Genomic DNA, 19,610 nt, shown 5'->3' on the forward strand with positions numbered 1-19,610 from the left:
TGATGCAATGAGAGTTTCTGCACAACTTAACAATACGCGCCTGTCGGCACAGAAGTGCCGCCTGGTAGCGGATCTGATTCGCGGCAAGTCGGTTGAGCACGCCCTGAATATCTTGACCTTCAGCCCGAAAAAAGGCGCTGAGCTGATCAAGAAAGTGCTGCTGTCGGCTATCGCCAACGCCGAGCACAACGAAGGCGCGGATATCGACACCCTCAAAGTGACGACCATCTACGTCGACAAGGGGCCGAGTCTGAAGCGTTTCACCGCCCGTGCCAAAGGCCGCGGTAACCGCATCGAAAAGCAGACTTGCCACATCACGTTGACCGTGGGCAATTGAGGGAATAGCAATGGGTCAGAAGATTCATCCGACGGGGTTCCGTCTTGCCGTAAACAAGAACTGGGCGTCCAAGTGGTTCGCTAGCTCCCAGAACTTCCCGGGCATGCTGAAGCAGGACATCGAAGTCCGCGAGTTCCTGAAAAAGCGCCTGGCTCACGCGTCCGTTGGTCGTGTGATCATCGAGCGCCCGGCCAAGTCCGCCCGCATCACCATTCACAGCGCCCGTCCGGGTGTCGTGATCGGTAAGAAGGGCGAAGACATCGAGCTGCTCAAGAAAGAGCTGCAAGCTCGCCTGGGCGTGCCGGTGCACGTGAACATCGAAGAAGTCCGCAAGCCGGAAATCGACGCGCAAATCATCGCTGACGGCATTGCCGCCCAGCTGGAAAAGCGCGTGATGTTCCGCCGTGCGATGAAGCGTTCGATGCAGAACGCCATGCGCATGGGCGCTCAGGGCATCAAGATCATGTCCTCGGGTCGTCTGAACGGCATCGAAATCGCTCGTACCGAATGGTACCGCGAAGGCCGCGTGCCGCTGCACACTCTGCGTGCTGACGTGGACTACGCGACTTCCGAAGCGCACACCACCTACGGTGTCATCGGTATCAAGGTTTGGGTTTACAAGGGTGAGTTGAAGCCGGGTCAGGCTCCGGCCGCACCGGTAGCCCCTGAGAAGAAATCCAGAAAGGCAGGTGGTCGAAATGCTGCAGCCAACTAGACTCAAGTACCGTAAACAGCAGAAGGGCCGCAACACCGGCATCGCTACCCGTGGTAACAAGGTTAGCTTCGGTGAGTTTGGTCTGAAAGCCGTCGGTCGTGGTCGCCTGACTGCTCGTCAGATCGAAGCTGCCCGTCGTGCGATGACCCGTCACATCAAGCGTGGCGGTCGCATCTGGATCCGCGTGTTCCCGGACAAACCGATCACCTCCAAGCCGGCCGAAGTCCGGATGGGTAACGGTAAAGGTAGCCCGGAATACTTCGTGGCGGAAATCCAGCCTGGCAAGATGCTGTACGAAATGGATGGTGTGAACGAAGAGCTGGCACGTGAGGCTTTCCGTTTGGCCGCAGCTAAATTGCCGATCGCGACTGTGTTTGTGACTAGACAGGTAGGTCAGTAATGAAAGCGTCCGAACTGAAAGCAAAGAGCGTGGACGAGCTGAAGGCTGAACTGTTGAGCCTTCTGAAGGCCCAGTTCGCGCTGCGTATGCAGCATGCTACCCAGCAGCTCGCTAAGAACAGTGAACTGAAGAAAGTGCGTCGTGACATCGCTCGCGTTCGCACCATTCTGAAAGAGAAGGCTGCTTAACATGAGCGAAACCAAAGTGGTACGTACGCTGACCGGTAAGGTTGTCAGCGACAAGATGGACAAGACCGTAACCGTCCTGGTCGAGCGCAAGGTTAAGCACCCGATCTACGGCAAGGTAATCCGTCGTTCGAAGAAGTTCCACGCTCACGATGAGCAAAACGAGTACCGCGAAGGCGATATCGTTGTTATCAGCGAATCCCGTCCGCTCTCGAAGACCAAGTCGTGGGTCGTGACTGCACTGGTCGAGAAAGCTCGTCAAGTGTAATGCTTGCAGAGGGGGTGACCCCTCTGTATAATGGCCACTTTCTCGCCTTTAGAAAAAGGCGAATCCGCCCGTACGGGTTCCAAGACTGGCCGTTTGATACGCCGCGTAAGCGGCGTTTTGCCTAGATATGGTTGCACCCTCGCAACCCGCTGTCGCGGCGAAAGTGACGGAATAAGTTGGAAAGAAAGGTAATCACACAATGATTCAAATGCAGACCATGCTGGAGGTCGCAGATAACACTGGTGCGCGCAAAGTAATGTGCATCAAGGTTCTCGGCGGCTCCAAGCGTCGCTACGCATCCGTAGGCGACATTATCAAGGTGAGCATCAAGGACGCCGCTCCGCGCGGTCGCGTCAAGAAGGGTGACGTGTACAGTGCCGTGGTTGTGCGCACTGCCAAGGGCGTTCGTCGCCCGGACGGCTCGCTGATCAAGTTTGACAACAACGCGGCTGTGTTGCTCAACACCAAGCTTGAGCCGATTGGCACCCGTATCTTCGGGCCGGTGACTCGCGAACTGCGTACCGAGCGCTTCATGAAGATCGTGTCGCTCGCGCCGGAAGTGCTGTAAGGAGAGGTCGCATGCGTAAGATTCGCAAGGGTGACGAGGTCATCGTTACCACTGGTAAAGACAAAGGCAAGCGTGGCGCCGTGCTGCGCGTGCTGGACGAAAAAGTGATCGTGGAAGGCGTGAACGTCGCCAAGAAACACCAGAAGCCGAACCCGGTTCGCGGTGTTGCTGGTGGTGTTGTCGAGAAGACCATGCCGATTCACGTGTCTAACGTGGCGATTTTCAACCCGGCTACCCAGAAGGCTGATCGCGTTGCGATCAAGCAACTGGAAGATGGCCGCAAGGTTCGCGTGTTCAAATCGAACGGCGAAATCGTCGGCGCGTAAGGAGCAAACATGGCACGTCTTTACGATTTCTATAAGAGCGATGTTGTACCCGAGCTGATCAAGCAGTTCGGCTACAAGTCGGTCATGGAAGTGCCGCGCATCGAGAAGATTACCCTGAACATGGGTGTCGGCGAAGCGGTGGCAGACAAGAAGGTCATGGAACATGCCGTGGCCGATCTTCAGAAGATCGCAGGTCAAAAACCGGTTGTGACGGCAGCCAAGAAGTCGATCGCCGGCTTCAAGATCCGTGATGACTACCCGGTTGGTTGCAAGGTGACCCTGCGTCGCGAACGTATGTACGAATTCCTGGATCGCCTGGTGACGATCGCGCTGCCGCGCGTTCGTGACTTCCGCGGTGTGTCCGGCAAATCGTTCGATGGTCGCGGCAACTACAACATGGGTGTGCGTGAGCAGATCATCTTCCCGGAGATCGAGTACGACAAGATCGATGCTCTGCGTGGTATGAACATCACGATCACCACCTCGGCGAAGACTGACGAAGAAGCCCGCGCTCTGCTGGCTCTGTTCAAGTTCCCGTTCAAGGGTTAAGCACATGGCAACACTTGCACTGATCAATCGTGAGAAGAAGCGCGCTAAGCTGGTGGCTAAGTTTGCCGGCAAACGCGAGCAGCTCCTCGAGATCGCCAATAATCTGTCGCTCACCGAAGAAGAGCGTTTCGAAGCACGCCTGAAGCTGCAGGCGCTGCCGCGTAACGCCAGCCCGGTTCGCCAGCGTCGCCGCTGCGCCATCACCGGTCGTCCGCGTGGCGTATTCCGCAAATTCGGTCTGGGTCGCAACAAGCTGCGTGAGATCGCCATGAAAGGCGAGATCCCGGGTGTTGTGAAGGCCAGCTGGTAATAGGAGATACCGAATGAGCATGCATGATCCTATTTCCGATATGTTGACCCGCGTTCGTAACGCACAGCGTGCAGCCAAGGTGTCGGTTTCTATGCCGTCCTCGAAGCTGAAACTGGCGATTGCCCAGGTGCTGAAAGACGAAGGTTATATCGAAGACTTCGCCGTAGGTGGCGAAGAGAAGAAGCCGGTTCTCGACATCCAGCTGAAGTACTACGCTGGCCGTCCGGTGATCGAACGCATCGAACGCGTTTCGCGTCCTGGTCTGCGTGTCTACAAAGGCACCAGCGAGATTCCGAAGGTGATGAATGGCCTGGGCGTGACCATCGTGTCGACTTCCAAGGGCGTCATGACCGATCGCAAAGCGCGCGCAGCCGGTATCGGCGGCGAGCTGCTCTGCATCGTGGCTTAATGGAGGGTTGAATGTCTCGCGTAGCTAAGAACCCGGTTGCGATCCCGGCTGGCGTTGAAGTGAAGTTCAACGCGACCGACGTGACCGTGAAAGGCAGCCTTGGCACCCTCAGCACGCCGCTGTGCGGGGATGTCGAAATCAAGCTCGATAACAACGAGCTGACCTTCGCTGCGAAAAACGATAGCAAGTTCGCACGTGCCATGTCCGGCACGCTGCGTGCTCTCCTCAACAACATGGTGACCGGTGTCTCCAAAGGCTTCGAGAAGAAGCTGCAGCTGGTGGGTGTGGGTTACCGCGCTCAAGCCGCTGGCGATACCCTGAACCTGTCGCTTGGTTTCTCGCACCCGGTGGCCCACAAGATGCCGGAAGGCATTACCGTGGCGACTCCGACGCAGACCGAAATCCTGGTTAAGGGCGCTAACAAGCAGCTCGTTGGCCAGGTGGCTGCCGAGATCCGCGCTTACCGCTCGCCGGAGCCCTACAAAGGTAAGGGTGTTCGTTATGCGGATGAAGTCGTGGTTCTCAAAGAGACCAAGAAGAAGTAATTGAGGCGCTGAAATGGACAAGAAACAAGCTCGACTCCGCCGTGCACGCAAAACCCGTGCTCGGATTGCGGAGCTCAAGATGGTGCGGCTCAGCGTGCATCGCACGAACGGCCACATCTACGCTCAGATCATCGATGAGACTGGTAGCCGTGTGCTGGCCAGCGCTTCGACTCTTGAAGCTGAAGTGCGTTCGGATGCAGGCAATGGCGGCAACGTGAAAGCGGCCGTCGCTGTAGGCAAACGCATCGCCGAGAAGGCTAAAGCAGCTGGCATCGAGAAAGTGTCGTTTGACCGCGCCGGCTTCAAGTACCACGGCCGTGTCAAGGCCCTGGCTGATGCCGCTCGCGAGCACGGTCTCGTATTCTAATTCGGAGTGAAGAATGGCTAAGCACGAAATGGAAGATCGTGGCGACGGTCTGATCGAGAAAATGATCAGCGTCAACCGCGTCACCAAAGTGGTGAAGGGCGGTCGTATCATGGCCTTCTCCGCGCTCACCGTGGTGGGTGATGGTGATGGCGGTATCGGCATGGGCAAAGGCAAGTCGAAAGAAGTGCCGGTTGCCGTGCAAAAAGCGATGGAACAAGCCCGTCGCACCCTGGTGAAGATCCCGCTCAAGAACGGCACCCTGCATCACGCCGTAGTGGGTAAGCACGGTGCTACCACCGTCTTCATGCAGCCGGCCAAAGAAGGTACCGGTGTGAAGGCTGGCGGCCCGATGCGTGTGATCTTCGACGCCATGGGCGTTCACAACGTGTCCGCGAAGATTCACGGTTCGACCAACCCGTACAACGTGGTTCGCGCCACGCTGGACGGTCTGAACAAGATCTGCACTCCGTCGCAGATTGCTGCGAAGCGTGGTCTGACCGTCGAGGACATCCTGGGGGTGGAGCATGAGTAACGCTAAAACCGTGAAAGTGACGCTGGTGAAGAGCCTGATCGGCCGCCTCGAGTCGCACAAGGCGTGCGCTCGTGGCTTGGGCCTGAAGAAGATTCGCCAGACCGTCGAAGTGATCGACACGCCTGAGAACCGTGGCATGATCAACAAGATCAGCTACCTTCTGAAGATTGAGGGCTAAATCATGTTGCTGAACACGATTAAACCGGGCGCCGGCGCTAAACACGCCAAGCGCCGCGTTGGTCGCGGCATCGGTAGCGGCTTGGGTAAGACTGCCGGTCGTGGTCACAAGGGCCAGAAGAGCCGTGCCGGTGGTTTCCACAAGGTCGGTTTTGAAGGCGGCCAGATGCCGCTGCAGCGCCGTCTGCCGAAGCGCGGCTTCAAGTCGCTGACCGCTGGCAAGACTGCTGAAGTGCGTCTGTCCGAACTGAACCTGCTGCCGGTTGACGACATCGATCTGCTGGCGCTGAAGCAGGCTGGCCTGATCGCTATCCAGTCGCTGTCGGCCAAGGTCATTCTGTCCGGCAAAGTTGAGCGTGCTGTGACGCTGCGTGGTGTGCTGGCTACCGCCGGTGCCCGTGCTGCGATCGAAGCCGCTGGCGGCAGTATTGTTGAATAAGGCGCACGTCGGTGGCGAATACTTCTCTAGTGGCAAGCGCCAATAAATTTGGCGATCTGAAAAAGCGCATTTGGTTCTTGATCGGTGCGTTGATCGTATACCGGATCGGGGCTCATATCCCGGTTCCGGGCATCAATCCTGCCGAACTAGCGAAGTTGTTCCACTCGTCGCAAACGGGCCTCCTGGACATGTTTAACATGTTTTCCGGGGGGGCCCTGTCGAGATTTACGGTATTTGCCATTGGCATCATGCCGTATATCTCGGCTTCCATCATTCTGCAGCTTGCGGGCGAGGTCGTGCCCAGTCTCAAGCAGCTGAAGAAGGAAGGCGACGCGGGGCGGCGCAAGATCACTCAGTACACTCGCTACGCCACAGTGCTACTCGCGACTTTCCAAAGTTTCGGTATCGCTGTGATGCTGTTTAAGCAGCCGAATCTGGTGGTGACGGCTCAGTGGGAGTTCTACCTCACCACGGTTGTTACCCTGGTAACGGGTACGATGTTCTTGATGTGGCTGGGTGAACAGATCACCGAGCGCGGCATCGGCAACGGTATTTCGCTGATCATCTGCTCGGGTATTGCGGCAGGTGTACCGGCAGCAATCGGCAAGACGCTGACTCTGACGAGCCAGGGTTCGTTGCCGATTCTGTTTGCGATCGTGCTGTTCATTGCCGTAATTGCCGTTACCTACCTGGTCGTGTTCGTCGAGCGCGGTCAGCGCAAGGTGCTGGTCAACTACGCCAAGCGCCAGGTGGGCAACCGGATCATGCAGGGCCAGAGCACGCACTTGCCGCTCAAGCTCAACATGGCCGGCGTGATTCCACCTATCTTTGCTTCGAGCATTATCCTGTTCCCGGCTACCGTGCTGGGCTGGTTTGGCAATACGCAAGGGTTTGGTTGGCTGAAGTCGGTGGCAGACAAACTGCACCCGGGCCAGCCGATTTACGTGCTGCTTTACGCGGCAGCCATCATCTTCTTCTGCTATTTCTACACGGCGTTGGTCTTCAACCCGAAGGAAACGGCGGACAACCTGAAGAAGAGTGGGGCGTTCGTTCCGGGTATTCGTCCGGGTGAACAGACTTCTCGGTACATCGAGAAGATCCTCCTGCGGCTGACGCTGATTGGAGCGATTTACATCACGCTGGTCTGCTTGCTGCCAGAATTCCTGATCCTGAAGTGGAACGTTCCGTTCTATTTTGGGGGTACCTCGCTGCTGATTATGGTAGTGGTGACCATGGATTTCATGGCACAGGTCCAGTCCTACGTGCTGTCACACCAGTACGAGAGCTTGCTGAAGAAGGCCAACTTCAAAGGCAATGCGCTCACCCGCTGATTGACCGAGTTCACTGGGTTTATGGCTAAGGAAGATACGATCCAGATGCAGGGCGAGGTCCTGGAAACGTTGCCTAACGCGACTTTCAGGGTCAAGCTGGAAAATGGACACGTAGTACTCGGGCATATTTCCGGGAAGATGCGGATGCACTACATCCGCATCCTGCCGGGCGACAAGGTGACGGTGGAAATGACCCCGTACGATCTGTCGCGTGCCCGAATCGTGTTCCGTGCGAAGTGATTGCTTCGCGCGCGTTTAGATAAGGAACTGACATGCGAGTACAGCCTTCGGTAAAGAAAATTTGCCGTAACTGCAAAATCATTCGTCGCAATCGCGTAGTTCGCGTGATCTGCACGGATCCGCGTCACAAGCAAAAACAAGGCTAACATTTGTTAGACCTGTTTTTGCGTGTTACAATCGCAAACTTTTCAAGGTCTTAAGGAAAGAGTATGGCCCGTATTGCAGGGGTAAACATCCCCAATCATGCGCACGCCGTAATCGGCCTGCAGGCCATCTATGGTATCGGTTCCACCCGTGCGAAGGGCATCTGCGCCTCCGCCGGGATCAACACCACCACCAAGGTGAAGGATCTGACCGAAGCCGAGATGGAGACGCTGCGTGAAGAAGTGGCCAAGTTCACCGTAGAAGGTGACCTGCGTCGCGAAATCACCATGAGCATCAAGCGTCTGATGGACATGGGCTCCTACCGTGGCATGCGTCATCGCCGTGGTCTGCCGTGCCGTGGCCAGCGTACCCGCACCAATGCCCGTACCCGCAAGGGTCCGCGCAAGGCTATTGCCGGCAAGAAGTAATTTAAGGAACACAGAGAATGGCTAAAGCAAACACAGCTGTCCGTGTACGCAAAAAGGTGCGCAAGTCTGTTAGCGAAGGCATCGTGCACGTGCACGCTTCGTTCAACAACACCATCATCACCATCACCGATCGTCAAGGGAATGCTTTGTCTTGGGCTACCTCCGGCGGTGCTGGTTTCAAAGGCTCGCGCAAGAGTACACCCTTTGCTGCTCAGGTAGCAGCAGAGCATGCTGGTAAAGTTGCCCAAGAATACGGTGTGAAGAACCTGGAAGTTCGCATCAAGGGCCCGGGCCCGGGTCGCGAATCCTCCGTGCGTGCTCTCAACGCGCTGGGCTTCAAGATTACCAGCATCTCCGACGTGACGCCGGTGCCGCATAACGGCTGCCGTCCGCCTAAAAAACGTCGTATCTAATTCGGAGAGTGTGAGAACATGGCACGTTACATCGGCCCAAAATGTAAACTCGCGCGTCGCGAAGGTACCGACCTGTTCCTGAAGAGCGCCCGACGCTCTCTGGACTCCAAGTGCAAGCTGGACAAAGCTCCGGGTCAGCACGGTGCCAAGACACCCCGTCTGTCGGACTACGGTGTTCAACTGCGCGAGAAGCAAAAGATCCGCCGTATCTACGGCGTTCTGGAACGTCAGTTCCGCAAGTATTTCGCTGAAGCCGTTCGCCGCAAGGGTTCGACTGGCGAAAACCTGCTGCAAATCCTCGAGTCCCGTCTGGACAACGTGGTTTACCGCATGGGTTTCGGTTCCACCCGCGCTGAAGCACGTCAGCTGGTGAGCCACAAGGCCATCACGGTAAACGGCATCGTGGTCAACATCCCGTCGTACCAGGTGAAAGCCGGCGACGCGGTGGTGGTTCGCGAGAAGTCCCAGAAGCAGGTTCGTATCCAGGAAGCGCTGGCGCTGGCTGGCCAAGCCGGTTTCCCGGCTTGGGTTTCGGTGGATGCCAAGAAAATGGAAGGCGTGTTCAAGAACATGCCGGAACGTTCCGAACTGTCTAGCGATATCAACGAACAGCTTGTTGTGGAATTCTACTCCAAGTAATCGCTAGCCCATAAGGAATGACAATGCAAAACAGCGCTTCGGAATTTCTGAAACCGCGCCTCATCGATGTTCAGCCGATTTCGGCCACGCATGCACGCGTGTCGATGGAGCCGTTCGAACGCGGCTACGCCCACACCCTGGGCAATGCGCTTCGTCGCATTCTGCTGTCGTCGATGCCCGGCTTTGCTCCGACCGAAGTGACTATCGCTGGCGTTTTGCATGAGTATTCCGCTCTGGACGGTGTTCAGGAAGATGTCGTCGACATCCTCCTGAACCTGAAAGGCGTGGTGCTTAAGCTGCATGGTCGTGACAGCGTGGTGCTCTCCCTCAAGAAAGAGGGCGAGGGCGCTGTCTTGGCTGGCGATATCGAGTTGCCGCACGACGTCGAGGTGATCAATCCGGATCATGTGATCGGTCACCTGGCCGCTGGCGGCAAGATCGAGATGGAAGTCAAGGTCGAGAAGGGCCGTGGCTACCAGCCGGTGGCTAGCCGCGTGAACCACGAAGAGAACCGTACCATCGGTACCATCCAGATGGATGCGTCGTTCTCGCCGGTGCGTCGCGTGAGCTTTGCTGTGGAGTCGGCACGCGTTGAACAGCGTACCGACCTCGACCGTCTGGTGCTCGACATCGAGACCAACGGCGTGATCGAACCGGAAGAAGCAGTCCGCTCCGCGGCTCGCATTCTGGTCGACCAGCTGTCGATCTTCGCCGATCTGCAAGGCACGACGGTAGAGGAAGTGGTCGAGAAGGCTCCGCCGATCGATCCAATCCTGCTGCGCCCAGTCGACGATCTCGAACTGACGGTACGTTCGGCCAACTGCCTGAAGGCTGAGAACATCTACTATATCGGTGATCTGATTCAGCGCACCGAGACTGAGCTTCTGAAAACCCCGAACCTGGGTCGCAAGTCGCTCAATGAAATTAAAGAAGTTCTCGCCTCCAAAGGTCTGACTCTCGGCATGAAGCTGGAGAACTGGCCGCCGGCAGGGCTGGAAAAGCCGTAAGGTTTGAGACTAAAGGACATTAAGAATGCGTCATCGTTACAGTAATCGTAAACTGAACCGCACGACCAGCCACCGCCTGGCGATGCTGCGCAACATGGCGAACTCGCTGCTGCGTCACGAAGTGATCGTGACCACGCTGCCGAAAGCCAAGGAACTGCGTCGTGTGGCCGAGCCGCTCATCACGCTCGGCAAAAAGCCGTCGCTGGCCAACCGCCGTCTGGCGTTTGACCGCACTCGTGACCGCGACATCGTCGTTAAGCTGTTCGACGAGCTGGGCCCGCGTTTCGCAGCCCGCAATGGCGGTTACGTGCGCATCCTGAAGTACGGTTTCCGCAAGGGCGACAACGCCCCGCTGGCTCTGGTTGAGCTGGTTGACCGTGCTGAAGGTGCGCCGGTAGAAGTCGTAGAAGAAGCTGCTGCCTAATCGATAGCGCTTGTTCAGAAAAAGCCAGCCCTAGGGCTGGCTTTTTTGCGTCCGCCTTTGGCCGCGATCTTGCGGTTAGGGTGGAGAGGTTGGGTTAAAATAGCCCATCAGATCAATGGCTTGGGATTGACTCATCTGTCGGATGATGCGGCTTGGCTGCTCAACGCGCAGGTGGCCTTGTGCTAAAATCGCCCAACTTATTCATTTGCCTGTGAAAATTGCCGCCCCATTGGTTGTCCGGGCGCTTGGTCACGGGTGAGATCACCGGGTCGCTGCCAGCCAATGGGAGCGGCGGCCCGCTTCAACGGGAAGTGCCGCAACAATGAAGAAGGTGTACATCAAGACCTTCGGCTGTCAGATGAACGAGTATGACTCGGACAAGATGGTCGATGTGCTGGGCAGCAAGGAGCCGCTCGAGAAAACCGACAAGCCGGAAGAAGCCGACGTTATCTTGTTCAACACCTGCAGTGTGCGTGAGAAGGCGCAGGAGAAGGTATTCTCGGACCTGGGGCGCATCCGACACTTGAAGGATCAGAATCCCAACTTGGTGATCGGGGTGGGTGGCTGTGTGGCATCGCAGGAGGGCGAGGCGATCGTGAAGCGAGCGCCGTTCGTCGACGTGGTGTTCGGGCCGCAGACGCTGCACCGTCTTCCGGAGCTGATTTCGGCCAAGCAGGAGAGCGGCGCTTCCCAAGTGGACATCTCATTCCCTGAGATCGAGAAGTTCGACCACATTCCGCCTGCGAAGGTGGAAGGCGGCGCGGCCTTTGTGTCGATCATGGAAGGCTGTTCTAAATACTGTTCGTTCTGCGTGGTGCCCTACACCCGCGGAGAGGAAGTGTCGCGGCCGTTCGACGACGTGCTGACCGAGATCGCGGGCCTGACCGCGCAGGGGGTGAAGGAAATCACCCTGTTGGGGCAGAACGTCAACGCCTATCGCGGACTGATGGCGGATGGCGAGATCGCCGACTTCGCGCTGCTGCTCGAATATGTGCACGAGATTCCGGGCGTGGAACGCATCCGCTTCACCACCAGCCATCCGCGTGAATTCTCTCAGCAGATCATCGACTGTTATGCCAAGCTGCCGAAACTGGTCTCGCATCTGCACCTGCCGGTGCAGAGCGGGTCGGACCGGGTGCTGATGGCGATGAAGCGCGGTTATACTGGCCTGGAATATAAGTCGATCATTCGCAAACTGCGCGCGATCCGCCCGGACTTGTGCCTGTCGAGCGACTTCATCGTCGGTTTCCCGGGGGAATCCGAGGCGGATTTTGAGGCGACGCTGAAACTGGTGAAGGACTTGGAGTTCGATTTCAGCTTCGTGTTCATTTACAGTCCGCGCCCCGGCACACCGGCGTCCAACTTGCCGGACGACACCCCTCATGCCGAGAAGGTGCGCCGCCTGGAGGCCCTGAACGAGGTGATCGAGGCGAAGGGCTTCGAGATCAACCGCAGCATGGTCGGCACGGTGCAGCAGGTGCTGGTTGAAGGCATCTCAAAGAAGGATCCGTCGATGCTGGCGGCGCGCACGATGAACAACCGCGTGGTGAACTTCGTCGGCCATCCACGTCTGATCAACCAGATGATCGACGTGGTGATCACCGAAGCGTATCCGCATTCGCTCGGTGGCGAGGCGGTGATTGTCGAGGCGGTGTAAGGGTTTCGCCCGGGCGGTGGCGGCGGTATCCTAACTGTTTCGCGACTATCATGGGTAGCATGCCATGTTCATCGTTTCGCTGAGCTATACTGCGGCGCTCGAAGAGATCGACGTGCACTTGGCTGAACATGTCGAGTGGTTGGAGGCCGGCTACGCGGCTGGGGTGTTTCTCGCTTCAGGGCGCAAAGTGCCGCGCGATGGAGGAGTGATCCTGGCGCGCGGCGAGCGTGCAGCGCTGGAAGCGCGGTTGGCCGACGACCCGTTCGCACGGGCAGGCCTCGCGCGTTATGAGATTACCGAGTTCATTCCTACCATGACCGTCGACGAGCTTGCCGCCGTGCGCGAGCGCTTACCGGCCTGATCCGCGGAGTTGTCCTACTTGCACACTGAGAATCTGAGTTTCAACCCGATAGACAATGAGCGGCTGGCCCGACTGTGCGGCCCGCTGGACGAAAATCTACGTCAGATCGAGACCGCGCTCGATGTGGTCATTCACCGCCGTGGCGAGGCGTTCCGCATCAAGGGCGAGCTAGCACGCGAGGCGGTGACGGCACTGACCCGTTTCTATCTGTTGGCCGAAAAGCAGGACCTGGAGGTTGACGATATCCAGCTCGGCCTGGTCGAGGTGCGTCGCCATCAGCAGCCGCTGAGTGCCGCCGATGAGGCGAGCGCGCCGGTGCTGCAGACCCGTCGTGGTGAACTGCGCGGTCGCACCCCGCGCCAGTCGGGCTATATCAAGGCCATCCTGGAACACGATGTGACTTTCGGCCTGGGACCGGCTGGTACCGGTAAGACCTATCTGGCGGTGGCCTGTGCGGTCGATGCGATCGAGCGCGATGCGGTCAAGCGCATCGTGCTGGTGCGTCCTGCGGTGGAGGCTGGCGAGAAGCTCGGCTTCCTGCCCGGCGACCTCGCGCAGAAGGTCGATCCGTATCTGCGTCCGCTTTACGACGCGCTCTATGACCTGCTCGGTTTCGACAAGGTGACGCGTTACTTCGAGAAGAACCTGATCGAGATCGCACCGCTCGCCTATATGCGCGGGCGCACGCTGAACAGCGCCTTTATCATCCTTGACGAGGCGCAGAACACCACGCCCGAGCAGATGAAGATGTTTCTGACTCGGATCGGTTTCGGCTCCAAAGCGGTGATTACCGGCGACCAGAGTCAGGTCGACCTAGCTCGCCACCAGAAGAGCGGCCTCGCCGAAGTCGAGCGCATCCTTGGTCATGTGCGCGGCATCCATTTCCACCGTTTCCAGAGCGACGACGTGGTGCGCCACCCGCTGGTGCAGAAGATCGTCGACGCTTACGATGCATATCAGGGTAGTACCGATGAAAATCGCCAAGCGTAACCCGCTGCGCCAGCGGTTGGCCGAACGGCTCAATCTGGCGCTGGCTATCCGTAGCGCGGCAACCGACCTGCCGCGTGTCGCAGAGCTGAAGCGCTGGGCGCGCGCCGCGCTGCAGGCCGACGTGCGCCAGGCCGAGATTTCGCTGTTGATCGTCGACGCTGAAGAAGGCCAGACGCTCAACCGCGACTATCGCGGCAAAGACTATGCGACCAATGTATTGAGTTTCGCGCTGAACGAGGGTGAGCCGGTACCCGGCATGCCGTTGTTCGGCGATCTGGTGCTGTGCGCGCCGGTGGTGGCGCGTGAGGCGGCCGAGCAAGGCAAGCCGCTCGCTGCCCACTATGCCCATTTGACCGTGCACGGCATGCTGCACCTGCAAGGTTTCGACCACGAAGACGACGCCGAGGCCGAGGAGATGGAGGCGCTGGAGACGCGCATCCTCGCCGGCCTGGGCTATCCCGACCCCTATCTTGAGGCCAACCCGTAATTCCACCATGGACGACCCCAGTAAGCCCCGATTGAACTGGTTCGAGCGCCTGCTCAACCGCCTGTCCCACGAGCCGGAAGACCGCGAAGAACTGGTCGCGCAACTGCGCTCCGCCTTCGAGCGCAACCTGATGGACGCCGACGCACTGGCGATGATCGAAGGGGTGCTCAATTTCAGCGAGATGACGGTGCGCGATGTGATGGTGCCGCGCAGCCAGATGGACGTACTGCGGGCCGACGACCCGATCGAGCGCTTCCTGCCCTTCGTGGTGGAGATGGCGCACTCGCGCTTCCCGGTGGTCGGCCATGACAAGGACGACGTGCTCGGCGTGCTGCTCGCCAAAGACCTGCTGCGCTATTTCACCAGCCCGGATACCTTCGACCTGCGTGCCAGCCTGCGCAAGCCGGTGTTCGTGCCCGAGTCGAAGCCGCTGAATACCTTGCTGAAGGACTTCCGCTCTGCGCGCTATCACATGGCGATCGTTGTCGACGAATACGGTGGCGTATGCGGCCTGGTGACGATCGAGGACGTGATCGAGCAAATCGTCGGCGACATCGAGGACGAATACGACTTCGACGACAGCGAGGACAACATCGTCGCGATGCGCAACGGCCGTTACCGGGTGAAGGCACTCACCGAGATCGCCGATTTCAACGAATTCTTCGATACCGATTTTTCCGACGACGAGGTCGATACCGTCGGCGGCCTGGTGATCGGCGCGTTCGGGCTGATGCCCAAGCGCGGCGAGAAGGTCGATATCGGCCCCTTCACCTTCACCGTGCTGCGCGCCGACAGCCGCCGCTTGCACACATTGAGCGTCGAGCCACGCCGCGAGCCGGAAACCACGGACTGACGCATGCTGCGTTCCCTTTGCTATCTGCTACTGGCGATCGTCGCCGGCGCGTTGACGGTGTTTGCGTTTGCGCCGTTCCGGTTGTTCTGGCTGATGCCGCTGCTGCTCGCTGTGCCGGTGGTACTGGCGCAGAGAGCCCCACGCCATGCCTTTTTGCTTGGCTACCTGTGGGGACTGGCGACGTATACCAGCAACTTCCACTGGATTTACAACAGCCTGCACGACATCGCCGGCTTGCCGGCGTGGATCGCCGCGCCGCTGGTGCTGCTACTGCCAGCGTATCTCGCACTGTATCCGGGTTTGGCGACCTGGTTCGCGGTTCGGGTCGATACGCGGCCATGGCTGCGCTGGGCTGTGGCGTTTCCGGCTGCCTGGACGGTGACCGAATGGCTGCGCAGCTGGATGTTGACCGGCTTCCCCTGGGGGGCCGTCGGCTATTCGCAGATTACCGAGAGCCCGCTGGCGGGCTTTGCCCCGGTGACCGGCACGCTAGGGGTGACGTATGCGGTGGCGCTGTCCGTCGGCCTGATCGCGCTGTTGCCGCTGGTGACGTGGCGCAGCCGGCTGGTCGCCGTGCTGGCAGGGCTGGCGCTGTGGAACGGCGGGCTGTGGCTGAAGGGTCAACAATGGACCTCGCCGGTCGGCCAGCCGGTGCGGGTGGCGCTGGCGCAAGGCAATATCCCGCAGTCGCTGAAGTGGGATCCAGCCAATTTCGAAAGCTCGTTGAGGCGCTACTACCAGCAGGTGGCGACCACCCGGGCCGACCTGATGATCCTGCCGGAGACCGCGCTGCCGGTGTTTCTCGGCGATCTGCCGTCTGGCTACCTGACCATGATCACCAATGCCGCCGCTATTAATCATATGGCGCTGGCGACCGGTATCCCGCGTCGCACTCCGGACGGCCGCGGCTACCTGAATGCGGTGGTGGCGCTGAGCGACCCGACCCAGCCCTACTATGCCAAGGACCACTTGGTACCGTTCGGTGAGTTCGTGCCATTGCCGCTGATCACCGGTTGGATCTACCAGTTCATGAACATGCCGCTGTCCGGCTTTACCCGTGGCGGCGAGAACCAAGCGCCGTTGAGCCTGGCTGGGCAACAGGTGGCGTTCAACGTCTGCTACGAGGACAGCTTCGGTAACGAGCTGATTGGCCCGGCTGCCCGCGCCACCATTCTGGCCAACGTTAGCAACCTTGCCTGGTTCGGGCAGAGCAATGCGATGAGCCAGCACCTGCAGCTGTCGCAGGCGCGGGCGCTGGAAACCGGCCGCTACATGCTGCGTGCCACCAATACCGGTATGACCGCGATCATTCTCCCGAACGGCGAGATCGGTTCGGTGGCAGCGCCGGATTCCCAGCAGGTGCTGATCGGCACCGTCACTGGCCATACCGGGCTGACGCCGTATATGCGTTACGGCGACCTGCCGGTGTTGCTGCTGGCCGGTGTGCTGATGCTGCTGACCCTGCTGACCGGCTGGTGGCGCAACCGGCGAGGCTGAGCACTTGCACCGCTCCATGGAGACCCCGCTTCGGCGGGGTTTTTGTTGGCCCCGCTTGGAGAGTCGGGCGGAATGAAAAAAGCCCGGCGCTGGACCGGGCAAGGGATGACAGGGTCGCTGTCTTGATGCACCTGTTTACTTCATCGTCGGCATCGCGAACTCGGCGGTCAGCGATTCCGGCCAGCGGCTGGTGACGGTCTTCAGCCGGGTGTAGAAGCGCACCCCCTCCGGGCCGTGGATTGAGTGATCGCCGAACAGCGAGGCTTTCCAGCCCCCGAAGCTGTGGAACGCCATCGGCACCGGGATCGGTACGTTGATGCCGACCATGCCGACCTGGATGCGGCTGACGAACTCGCGCGCGGCGCGGCCGGACGCGGTGAACAGGCTGGTGCCGTTGGCGAACTGGTGGCTATTGATCAGCTCGATCGCCGCCTCGAAGTCGGGCACGCGCACCACCGACAGCACCGGGCCGAAGATTTCTTCCTTGTAGATAGTCATGTCGGTGCCGACCTGGTCAAACAGGCACGGGCCGATGAAGAAGCCATCCTCATGGCCGGCCACCTTCAGGCTGCGGCCGTCCACCACCAGCTTGGCGCCTTCGCGCACGCCGCTGTCGACATAGCCCGAGACCTTGTCCAGATGCTGACGGGTGACCAGCGGGCCCATCTCGGCAACCGGGTCGTCGCCGGCGCCAACCTTCAGCGAACGGGCGCGTTCGGCCAGCTTGGCGACCAGCGCGTCGGCCACGTCGCCAACCGCCACTGCCACCGAGATCGCCATGCAGCGCTCGCCGGCCGAGCCGTAGGCGGCACCCATCAGCGCCTCGACCGCCTGGTCGAGGTCGGCGTCCGGCGCGACTACCAAGTGGTTCTTGGCGCCGCCGAGCGCCTGCACGCGCTTGCCGTGCGCAGCGCCGGTCTCGTAGATGTGCTTGGCGATCGGCGTGGAGCCGACGAAGCTGATTGCGGCCACGTCCGGGTGGGTCAGCAAGCCGTTCACCGCATCCTTGTCGCCGTGCAGCACGTTGAATACGCCGTCCGGCAGACCGGCCTGCTTGAGCAGGTCGGCGAGGAACAGGCCGGCAGACGGGTCGCGCTCGGATGGCTTGAGGATGAAGGTGTTGCCGGTGGCGAGCGCGACCGGAATCATCCACAGCGGCACCATGGCCGGGAAGTTGAACGGGGTGATGCCGGCGACCACGCCGAGCGGCTGGCGCAGGCTGAAGCTGTCGACGCCGCTGCCGACCTGTTCGGAGTATTCGCCCTTCAGGAGCTGCGGGATGCCGCAGGCGAACTCGATCACTTCCATGCCGCGGGTGATTTCGCCGAGCGCGTCGGACACCACCTTGCCGTGCTCGCTGGAGATCAGTTCGGCCAGGGCCTGGGCGTTTTGTTCGAGCAGTTCCTTGAACTTGAACATCACCCGGGCGCGGCGCAGTGGGGTGGTGGCGGCCCAGGCCGGGAAGGCATCGCGGGCGGCGGCGACCGCCGCGTCGACCTCAACTGCGGAGGCCAGCGGTACCTGGCGCGCCACGGCGCCGGTGGCCGGATTGAACACGTCGCCGAAGCGGCTGCTCTGGCCGTCGACGAGACGGCCGGCGATGAAATGCTGAAGTGTCTGCATGATTAATCCGTGTTGCGAGGGCGCCGCGCGCCAGGGCGCGGCGCGGTGTCGATAAGCGGGGCGATCAGGCGGTGGCGTTGATCGCGTAGTCGATGATGCCGAACAGCTGCTGGATCTCGGCCTCGCTGATGATCAGCGGTGGCGAGACGGCGATGATGTCGCCGGTGAAGCGCACCAGTGCACCCTTTTCCCAGCATTTCAGGAACACGTCGAAGGCGCGCTGTCCCGGCGCGCCCGTGCGGCTTTCCAGCTCGATGCCGGCTACCAGGCCCAGGTTACGGATGTCCTTCACGTGGCGGGTGCTGCGCAGCGCGTGGGCGGCGTCCTCGAAGACCTGCGACTTGGCGGCGGAGGCCTGGAACAGCCGCTCGTCTTGGTACAGGTCCAGCGTGGCGATCGCCGCGGCGCAGGCCAGCGGGTGGGCCGAGTAGGTGTAGCCGTGCGGGAACTCGACGGCGCGTTCCGGTGCGGCGGCCATGAAGGCGTCGTGGATCTCGCGCTTGGTCAGTACCGCGCCCATCGGTACCACGCCGTTGGTCAGGCCCTTGGCGCAGGTGAGGATGTCCGGCAGCACGTCGAATTTGTTGGCGGCCCAGTCGGCACCGAGTCGGCCAAAGCCGGTGATCACCTCGTCGAAGATCAGGAGGATGCCGTACTTGTCGCAGATTTCGCGCAGGCGCTTCAGGTAGCCCTTCGGTGGGATCAGCACGCCGGTGGAACCGGCCATCGGCTCGACGATCACCGCGGCGATGGTCGACGGGTCGTGCAGGGTGACGATGCGCTGCTCCAGCTCGTCGGCCAGTTCTGCGCCGTGCTCCGGCTCGCCGCGGCTGAAGGCGTTGCGGGCCAGGTCGTGGGTGTGAGACAGGTGGTCGACCGTCGGCAGCGATACCGGGAAGTGCTTGCGGTTGCCGGCCATGCCGCCGACCGAGATGCCGCCGTAGTTGACGCCGTGGTAGCCGCGCTCGCGGCCGATCAGCTTGACGCGTGCCGCGTCACCGCGCACCCGGTGGTAGGCCTGGGCGATCTTCAGCGCAGTGTCGGCCGCCTCGGAGCCCGAGTTGACGAAGAACACCCGGTCGAGACCCTGCGGCGCCATCGCGGCGAGCTTCTCGGCCGCCTCGAACGCCTTCGGATGGGCCATCTGGAATGGCGGGGCGTAGTCGAGGGTGGCGATCTGCTGCTGTACCGCCTCGACGATGGGCTTGCGGTTGTGGCCGGCGTTGACACACCACAGGCCGGCGCTGCCGTCGAGGATCTGGCGGCCGGCGTCGTCGGTGTAGTACATGCCGTCGGCCTTCACCAGCATCCGCGGTGCGGACTTGAAGTGGCGGTTGGCGGTAAACGGCATCCAGTAAGCGTCCATGGCGGGGCGATTCATTGGCAGGT

The 19,610-nt window shown here is 60.3% G+C and carries 31 protein-coding genes; 29 read left to right on the forward strand and 2 right to left on the reverse strand.

The features are described from left to right. Positions 1–7 precede the first annotated feature (7 nt). The 29 genes from rplV to lnt all read left to right on the forward strand — a co-directional run bounded on the left by rplV (position 8) and on the right by lnt (position 16,598). Complete coding sequence (rplV, locus tag QU481_RS13320; protein WP_289830511.1) at positions 8–337, forward strand: 50S ribosomal protein L22; 330 nt, start codon at positions 8–10, stop codon at positions 335–337. Positions 338–347: 10 nt separating this feature from the next. Beyond that, positions 348–1,052 carry a 30S ribosomal protein S3 gene (gene rpsC / locus QU481_RS13325; RefSeq protein WP_289830512.1) on the forward strand — a complete coding sequence of 235 codons (705 nt, stop codon included), beginning with the start codon at positions 348–350 and terminating at the stop codon, positions 1,050–1,052. Then, positions 1,036–1,452: a 50S ribosomal protein L16 gene (rplP, locus tag QU481_RS13330; RefSeq protein ID WP_289830513.1), complete on the forward strand. Its 417-nt coding sequence runs from the start codon at positions 1,036–1,038 to the stop codon at positions 1,450–1,452. Before rpsC ends, rplP begins: the two co-directional genes overlap by 17 nt. After that, a complete protein-coding gene (gene rpmC, locus QU481_RS13335) occupies positions 1,452–1,640 on the forward strand; it encodes a 50S ribosomal protein L29 (RefSeq protein ID WP_289830514.1) in 189 nt (62 codons plus the stop codon). Before rplP ends, rpmC begins: the two co-directional genes overlap by 1 nt. 1 nt (position 1,641) lies before the next feature. Next, positions 1,642–1,905 (forward strand): 30S ribosomal protein S17, encoded by a 264-nt coding sequence (gene rpsQ / locus QU481_RS13340; protein WP_289830515.1) that lies wholly within the window; start codon positions 1,642–1,644, stop codon positions 1,903–1,905. Positions 1,906–2,104: 199 nt separating this feature from the next. Further along, positions 2,105–2,473 (forward strand): 50S ribosomal protein L14, encoded by a 369-nt coding sequence (gene rplN, locus QU481_RS13345; RefSeq protein WP_289830516.1) that lies wholly within the window; start codon positions 2,105–2,107, stop codon positions 2,471–2,473. An 11-nt stretch (positions 2,474–2,484) separates the two neighbouring features. Then, positions 2,485–2,799: a 50S ribosomal protein L24 gene (gene rplX, locus QU481_RS13350; protein ID WP_289830517.1), complete on the forward strand. Its 315-nt coding sequence runs from the start codon at positions 2,485–2,487 to the stop codon at positions 2,797–2,799. A 9-nt stretch (positions 2,800–2,808) separates the two neighbouring features. Next, positions 2,809–3,348, forward strand: coding sequence for a 50S ribosomal protein L5 (rplE, locus tag QU481_RS13355; RefSeq protein WP_289830518.1), 540 nt, complete (start codon positions 2,809–2,811; stop codon positions 3,346–3,348). Between the two features lie 4 nt (positions 3,349–3,352). Then, positions 3,353–3,658, forward strand: coding sequence for a 30S ribosomal protein S14 (gene rpsN / locus QU481_RS13360; RefSeq protein ID WP_289830519.1), 306 nt, complete (start codon positions 3,353–3,355; stop codon positions 3,656–3,658). Between the two features lie 13 nt (positions 3,659–3,671). Next, on the forward strand, positions 3,672–4,067 hold the full coding sequence (gene rpsH / locus QU481_RS13365) for a 30S ribosomal protein S8 (RefSeq protein WP_289830520.1): 396 nt from the start codon (positions 3,672–3,674) through the stop codon (positions 4,065–4,067). A gap of 11 nt (positions 4,068–4,078) precedes the next feature. Beyond that, the gene (gene rplF / locus QU481_RS13370) at positions 4,079–4,612 is read left to right on the forward strand and encodes a 50S ribosomal protein L6 (RefSeq protein ID WP_289830521.1); all 534 of its coding nucleotides are present in this window, start codon (positions 4,079–4,081) and stop codon (positions 4,610–4,612) included. A 13-nt stretch (positions 4,613–4,625) separates the two neighbouring features. Then, the gene (gene rplR, locus QU481_RS13375) at positions 4,626–4,979 is read left to right on the forward strand and encodes a 50S ribosomal protein L18 (protein WP_289830522.1); all 354 of its coding nucleotides are present in this window, start codon (positions 4,626–4,628) and stop codon (positions 4,977–4,979) included. 13 nt (positions 4,980–4,992) lie between these two features. Continuing rightward, on the forward strand, positions 4,993–5,511 hold the full coding sequence (gene rpsE / locus QU481_RS13380; RefSeq protein WP_289830524.1) for a 30S ribosomal protein S5: 519 nt from the start codon (positions 4,993–4,995) through the stop codon (positions 5,509–5,511). Further along, positions 5,504–5,689: a 50S ribosomal protein L30 gene (gene rpmD / locus QU481_RS13385; RefSeq protein ID WP_289830525.1), complete on the forward strand. Its 186-nt coding sequence runs from the start codon at positions 5,504–5,506 to the stop codon at positions 5,687–5,689. Before rpsE ends, rpmD begins: the two co-directional genes overlap by 8 nt. Before the next feature lie 3 nt (positions 5,690–5,692). Continuing rightward, positions 5,693–6,127 carry a 50S ribosomal protein L15 gene (gene rplO, locus QU481_RS13390; RefSeq protein ID WP_289830526.1) on the forward strand — a complete coding sequence of 145 codons (435 nt, stop codon included), beginning with the start codon at positions 5,693–5,695 and terminating at the stop codon, positions 6,125–6,127. 11 nt (positions 6,128–6,138) lie between these two features. Next, positions 6,139–7,458 (forward strand): preprotein translocase subunit SecY, encoded by a 1,320-nt coding sequence (secY, locus tag QU481_RS13395; protein WP_289830527.1) that lies wholly within the window; start codon positions 6,139–6,141, stop codon positions 7,456–7,458. Positions 7,459–7,479: 21 nt separating this feature from the next. After that, a complete protein-coding gene (gene infA / locus QU481_RS13400; protein ID WP_144372263.1) occupies positions 7,480–7,698 on the forward strand; it encodes a translation initiation factor IF-1 in 219 nt (72 codons plus the stop codon). A gap of 32 nt (positions 7,699–7,730) precedes the next feature. Then, complete coding sequence (gene rpmJ / locus QU481_RS13405) at positions 7,731–7,844, forward strand: 50S ribosomal protein L36 (protein WP_011137711.1); 114 nt, start codon at positions 7,731–7,733, stop codon at positions 7,842–7,844. Positions 7,845–7,907: 63 nt separating this feature from the next. Then, entirely contained in the window at positions 7,908–8,270 is a 363-nt protein-coding gene (rpsM, locus tag QU481_RS13410; RefSeq protein ID WP_289830530.1) for a 30S ribosomal protein S13, read from the forward strand. A gap of 17 nt (positions 8,271–8,287) precedes the next feature. Further along, complete coding sequence (gene rpsK / locus QU481_RS13415; protein WP_289830531.1) at positions 8,288–8,683, forward strand: 30S ribosomal protein S11; 396 nt, start codon at positions 8,288–8,290, stop codon at positions 8,681–8,683. A gap of 18 nt (positions 8,684–8,701) precedes the next feature. Then, positions 8,702–9,322, forward strand: coding sequence for a 30S ribosomal protein S4 (rpsD, locus tag QU481_RS13420; RefSeq protein WP_289830532.1), 621 nt, complete (start codon positions 8,702–8,704; stop codon positions 9,320–9,322). A 23-nt stretch (positions 9,323–9,345) separates the two neighbouring features. Beyond that, on the forward strand, positions 9,346–10,329 hold the full coding sequence (locus QU481_RS13425) for a DNA-directed RNA polymerase subunit alpha (RefSeq protein WP_289830534.1): 984 nt from the start codon (positions 9,346–9,348) through the stop codon (positions 10,327–10,329). A 25-nt stretch (positions 10,330–10,354) separates the two neighbouring features. Continuing rightward, complete coding sequence (rplQ, locus tag QU481_RS13430; RefSeq protein ID WP_289830535.1) at positions 10,355–10,753, forward strand: 50S ribosomal protein L17; 399 nt, start codon at positions 10,355–10,357, stop codon at positions 10,751–10,753. Positions 10,754–11,075: 322 nt separating this feature from the next. Further along, positions 11,076–12,410 (forward strand): tRNA (N6-isopentenyl adenosine(37)-C2)-methylthiotransferase MiaB, encoded by a 1,335-nt coding sequence (gene miaB / locus QU481_RS13435; protein WP_289830536.1) that lies wholly within the window; start codon positions 11,076–11,078, stop codon positions 12,408–12,410. Between the two features lie 64 nt (positions 12,411–12,474). Beyond that, positions 12,475–12,771, forward strand: coding sequence for a YciI family protein (locus tag QU481_RS13440; protein WP_289830537.1), 297 nt, complete (start codon positions 12,475–12,477; stop codon positions 12,769–12,771). Positions 12,772–12,789: 18 nt separating this feature from the next. After that, positions 12,790–13,761, forward strand: a complete 972-nt coding sequence (locus tag QU481_RS13445; protein WP_289830538.1) for a PhoH family protein — start codon at positions 12,790–12,792, stop codon at positions 13,759–13,761. Beyond that, complete coding sequence (ybeY, locus tag QU481_RS13450; RefSeq protein WP_289830539.1) at positions 13,742–14,248, forward strand: rRNA maturation RNase YbeY; 507 nt, start codon at positions 13,742–13,744, stop codon at positions 14,246–14,248. The genes QU481_RS13445 and ybeY overlap by 20 nt, the downstream gene beginning before the upstream one ends. A gap of 7 nt (positions 14,249–14,255) precedes the next feature. After that, positions 14,256–15,101, forward strand: a complete 846-nt coding sequence (locus QU481_RS13455; protein ID WP_289830540.1) for a CorC family transporter — start codon at positions 14,256–14,258, stop codon at positions 15,099–15,101. A 3-nt stretch (positions 15,102–15,104) separates the two neighbouring features. Beyond that, entirely contained in the window at positions 15,105–16,598 is a 1,494-nt protein-coding gene (gene lnt, locus QU481_RS13460) for an apolipoprotein N-acyltransferase (protein ID WP_289830541.1), read from the forward strand. A gap of 135 nt (positions 16,599–16,733) precedes the next feature. On the opposite strand, the gene QU481_RS13465 is transcribed toward lnt, so the two are convergent. After that, complete coding sequence (locus tag QU481_RS13465; protein ID WP_289830542.1) at positions 16,734–18,221, reverse strand: CoA-acylating methylmalonate-semialdehyde dehydrogenase; 1,488 nt, start codon at positions 18,219–18,221, stop codon at positions 16,734–16,736. 64 nt (positions 18,222–18,285) lie between these two features. After that, positions 18,286–19,602 (reverse strand): omega-aminotransferase AptA, encoded by a 1,317-nt coding sequence (aptA, locus tag QU481_RS13470; RefSeq protein ID WP_289830543.1) that lies wholly within the window; start codon positions 19,600–19,602, stop codon positions 18,286–18,288. Positions 19,603–19,610: the final 8 nt, after the last annotated feature.

Origin of the sequence: Crenobacter oryzisoli (genome assembly GCF_030385785.1) — a bacterium.
Lineage (GTDB): Bacteria > Pseudomonadota > Gammaproteobacteria > Burkholderiales > Chromobacteriaceae > Crenobacter_A > Crenobacter_A oryzisoli.

What these genes read in the sequence shown, in the direction of transcription:
- rplV (WP_289830511.1), top strand. Translation starts at nt 8, where the DNA reads ATGAGAGTTTCTGCACAACTTAACAATACGCGCCTGTCGGCACAGAAG.
- rpsC (WP_289830512.1), top strand. Translation starts at nt 348, where the DNA reads ATGGGTCAGAAGATTCATCCGACGGGGTTCCGTCTTGCCGTAAACAAG.
- rplP (WP_289830513.1), top strand. Translation starts at nt 1,036, where the DNA reads ATGCTGCAGCCAACTAGACTCAAGTACCGTAAACAGCAGAAGGGCCGC.
- rpmC (WP_289830514.1), top strand. Translation starts at nt 1,452, where the DNA reads ATGAAAGCGTCCGAACTGAAAGCAAAGAGCGTGGACGAGCTGAAGGCT.
- rpsQ (WP_289830515.1), top strand. Translation starts at nt 1,642, where the DNA reads ATGAGCGAAACCAAAGTGGTACGTACGCTGACCGGTAAGGTTGTCAGC.
- rplN (WP_289830516.1), top strand. Translation starts at nt 2,105, where the DNA reads ATGATTCAAATGCAGACCATGCTGGAGGTCGCAGATAACACTGGTGCG.
- rplX (WP_289830517.1), top strand. Translation starts at nt 2,485, where the DNA reads ATGCGTAAGATTCGCAAGGGTGACGAGGTCATCGTTACCACTGGTAAA.
- rplE (WP_289830518.1), top strand. Translation starts at nt 2,809, where the DNA reads ATGGCACGTCTTTACGATTTCTATAAGAGCGATGTTGTACCCGAGCTG.
- rpsN (WP_289830519.1), top strand. Translation starts at nt 3,353, where the DNA reads ATGGCAACACTTGCACTGATCAATCGTGAGAAGAAGCGCGCTAAGCTG.
- rpsH (WP_289830520.1), top strand. Translation starts at nt 3,672, where the DNA reads ATGAGCATGCATGATCCTATTTCCGATATGTTGACCCGCGTTCGTAAC.
- rplF (WP_289830521.1), top strand. Translation starts at nt 4,079, where the DNA reads ATGTCTCGCGTAGCTAAGAACCCGGTTGCGATCCCGGCTGGCGTTGAA.
- rplR (WP_289830522.1), top strand. Translation starts at nt 4,626, where the DNA reads ATGGACAAGAAACAAGCTCGACTCCGCCGTGCACGCAAAACCCGTGCT.
- rpsE (WP_289830524.1), top strand. Translation starts at nt 4,993, where the DNA reads ATGGCTAAGCACGAAATGGAAGATCGTGGCGACGGTCTGATCGAGAAA.
- rpmD (WP_289830525.1), top strand. Translation starts at nt 5,504, where the DNA reads ATGAGTAACGCTAAAACCGTGAAAGTGACGCTGGTGAAGAGCCTGATC.
- rplO (WP_289830526.1), top strand. Translation starts at nt 5,693, where the DNA reads ATGTTGCTGAACACGATTAAACCGGGCGCCGGCGCTAAACACGCCAAG.
- infA (WP_144372263.1), top strand. Translation starts at nt 7,480, where the DNA reads ATGGCTAAGGAAGATACGATCCAGATGCAGGGCGAGGTCCTGGAAACG.
- rpmJ (WP_011137711.1), top strand. Translation starts at nt 7,731, where the DNA reads ATGCGAGTACAGCCTTCGGTAAAGAAAATTTGCCGTAACTGCAAAATC.
- rpsM (WP_289830530.1), top strand. Translation starts at nt 7,908, where the DNA reads ATGGCCCGTATTGCAGGGGTAAACATCCCCAATCATGCGCACGCCGTA.
- rpsK (WP_289830531.1), top strand. Translation starts at nt 8,288, where the DNA reads ATGGCTAAAGCAAACACAGCTGTCCGTGTACGCAAAAAGGTGCGCAAG.
- rpsD (WP_289830532.1), top strand. Translation starts at nt 8,702, where the DNA reads ATGGCACGTTACATCGGCCCAAAATGTAAACTCGCGCGTCGCGAAGGT.
- QU481_RS13425 (WP_289830534.1), top strand. Translation starts at nt 9,346, where the DNA reads ATGCAAAACAGCGCTTCGGAATTTCTGAAACCGCGCCTCATCGATGTT.
- rplQ (WP_289830535.1), top strand. Translation starts at nt 10,355, where the DNA reads ATGCGTCATCGTTACAGTAATCGTAAACTGAACCGCACGACCAGCCAC.
- miaB (WP_289830536.1), top strand. Translation starts at nt 11,076, where the DNA reads ATGAAGAAGGTGTACATCAAGACCTTCGGCTGTCAGATGAACGAGTAT.
- QU481_RS13440 (WP_289830537.1), top strand. Translation starts at nt 12,475, where the DNA reads ATGTTCATCGTTTCGCTGAGCTATACTGCGGCGCTCGAAGAGATCGAC.
- ybeY (WP_289830539.1), top strand. Translation starts at nt 13,742, where the DNA reads ATGAAAATCGCCAAGCGTAACCCGCTGCGCCAGCGGTTGGCCGAACGG.
- QU481_RS13455 (WP_289830540.1), top strand. Translation starts at nt 14,256, where the DNA reads ATGGACGACCCCAGTAAGCCCCGATTGAACTGGTTCGAGCGCCTGCTC.
- lnt (WP_289830541.1), top strand. Translation starts at nt 15,105, where the DNA reads ATGCTGCGTTCCCTTTGCTATCTGCTACTGGCGATCGTCGCCGGCGCG.
- QU481_RS13465 (WP_289830542.1), bottom strand. Translation starts at nt 18,221, where the DNA reads ATGCAGACACTTCAGCATTTCATCGCCGGCCGTCTCGTCGACGGCCAG.
- aptA (WP_289830543.1), bottom strand. Translation starts at nt 19,602, where the DNA reads ATGAATCGCCCCGCCATGGACGCTTACTGGATGCCGTTTACCGCCAAC.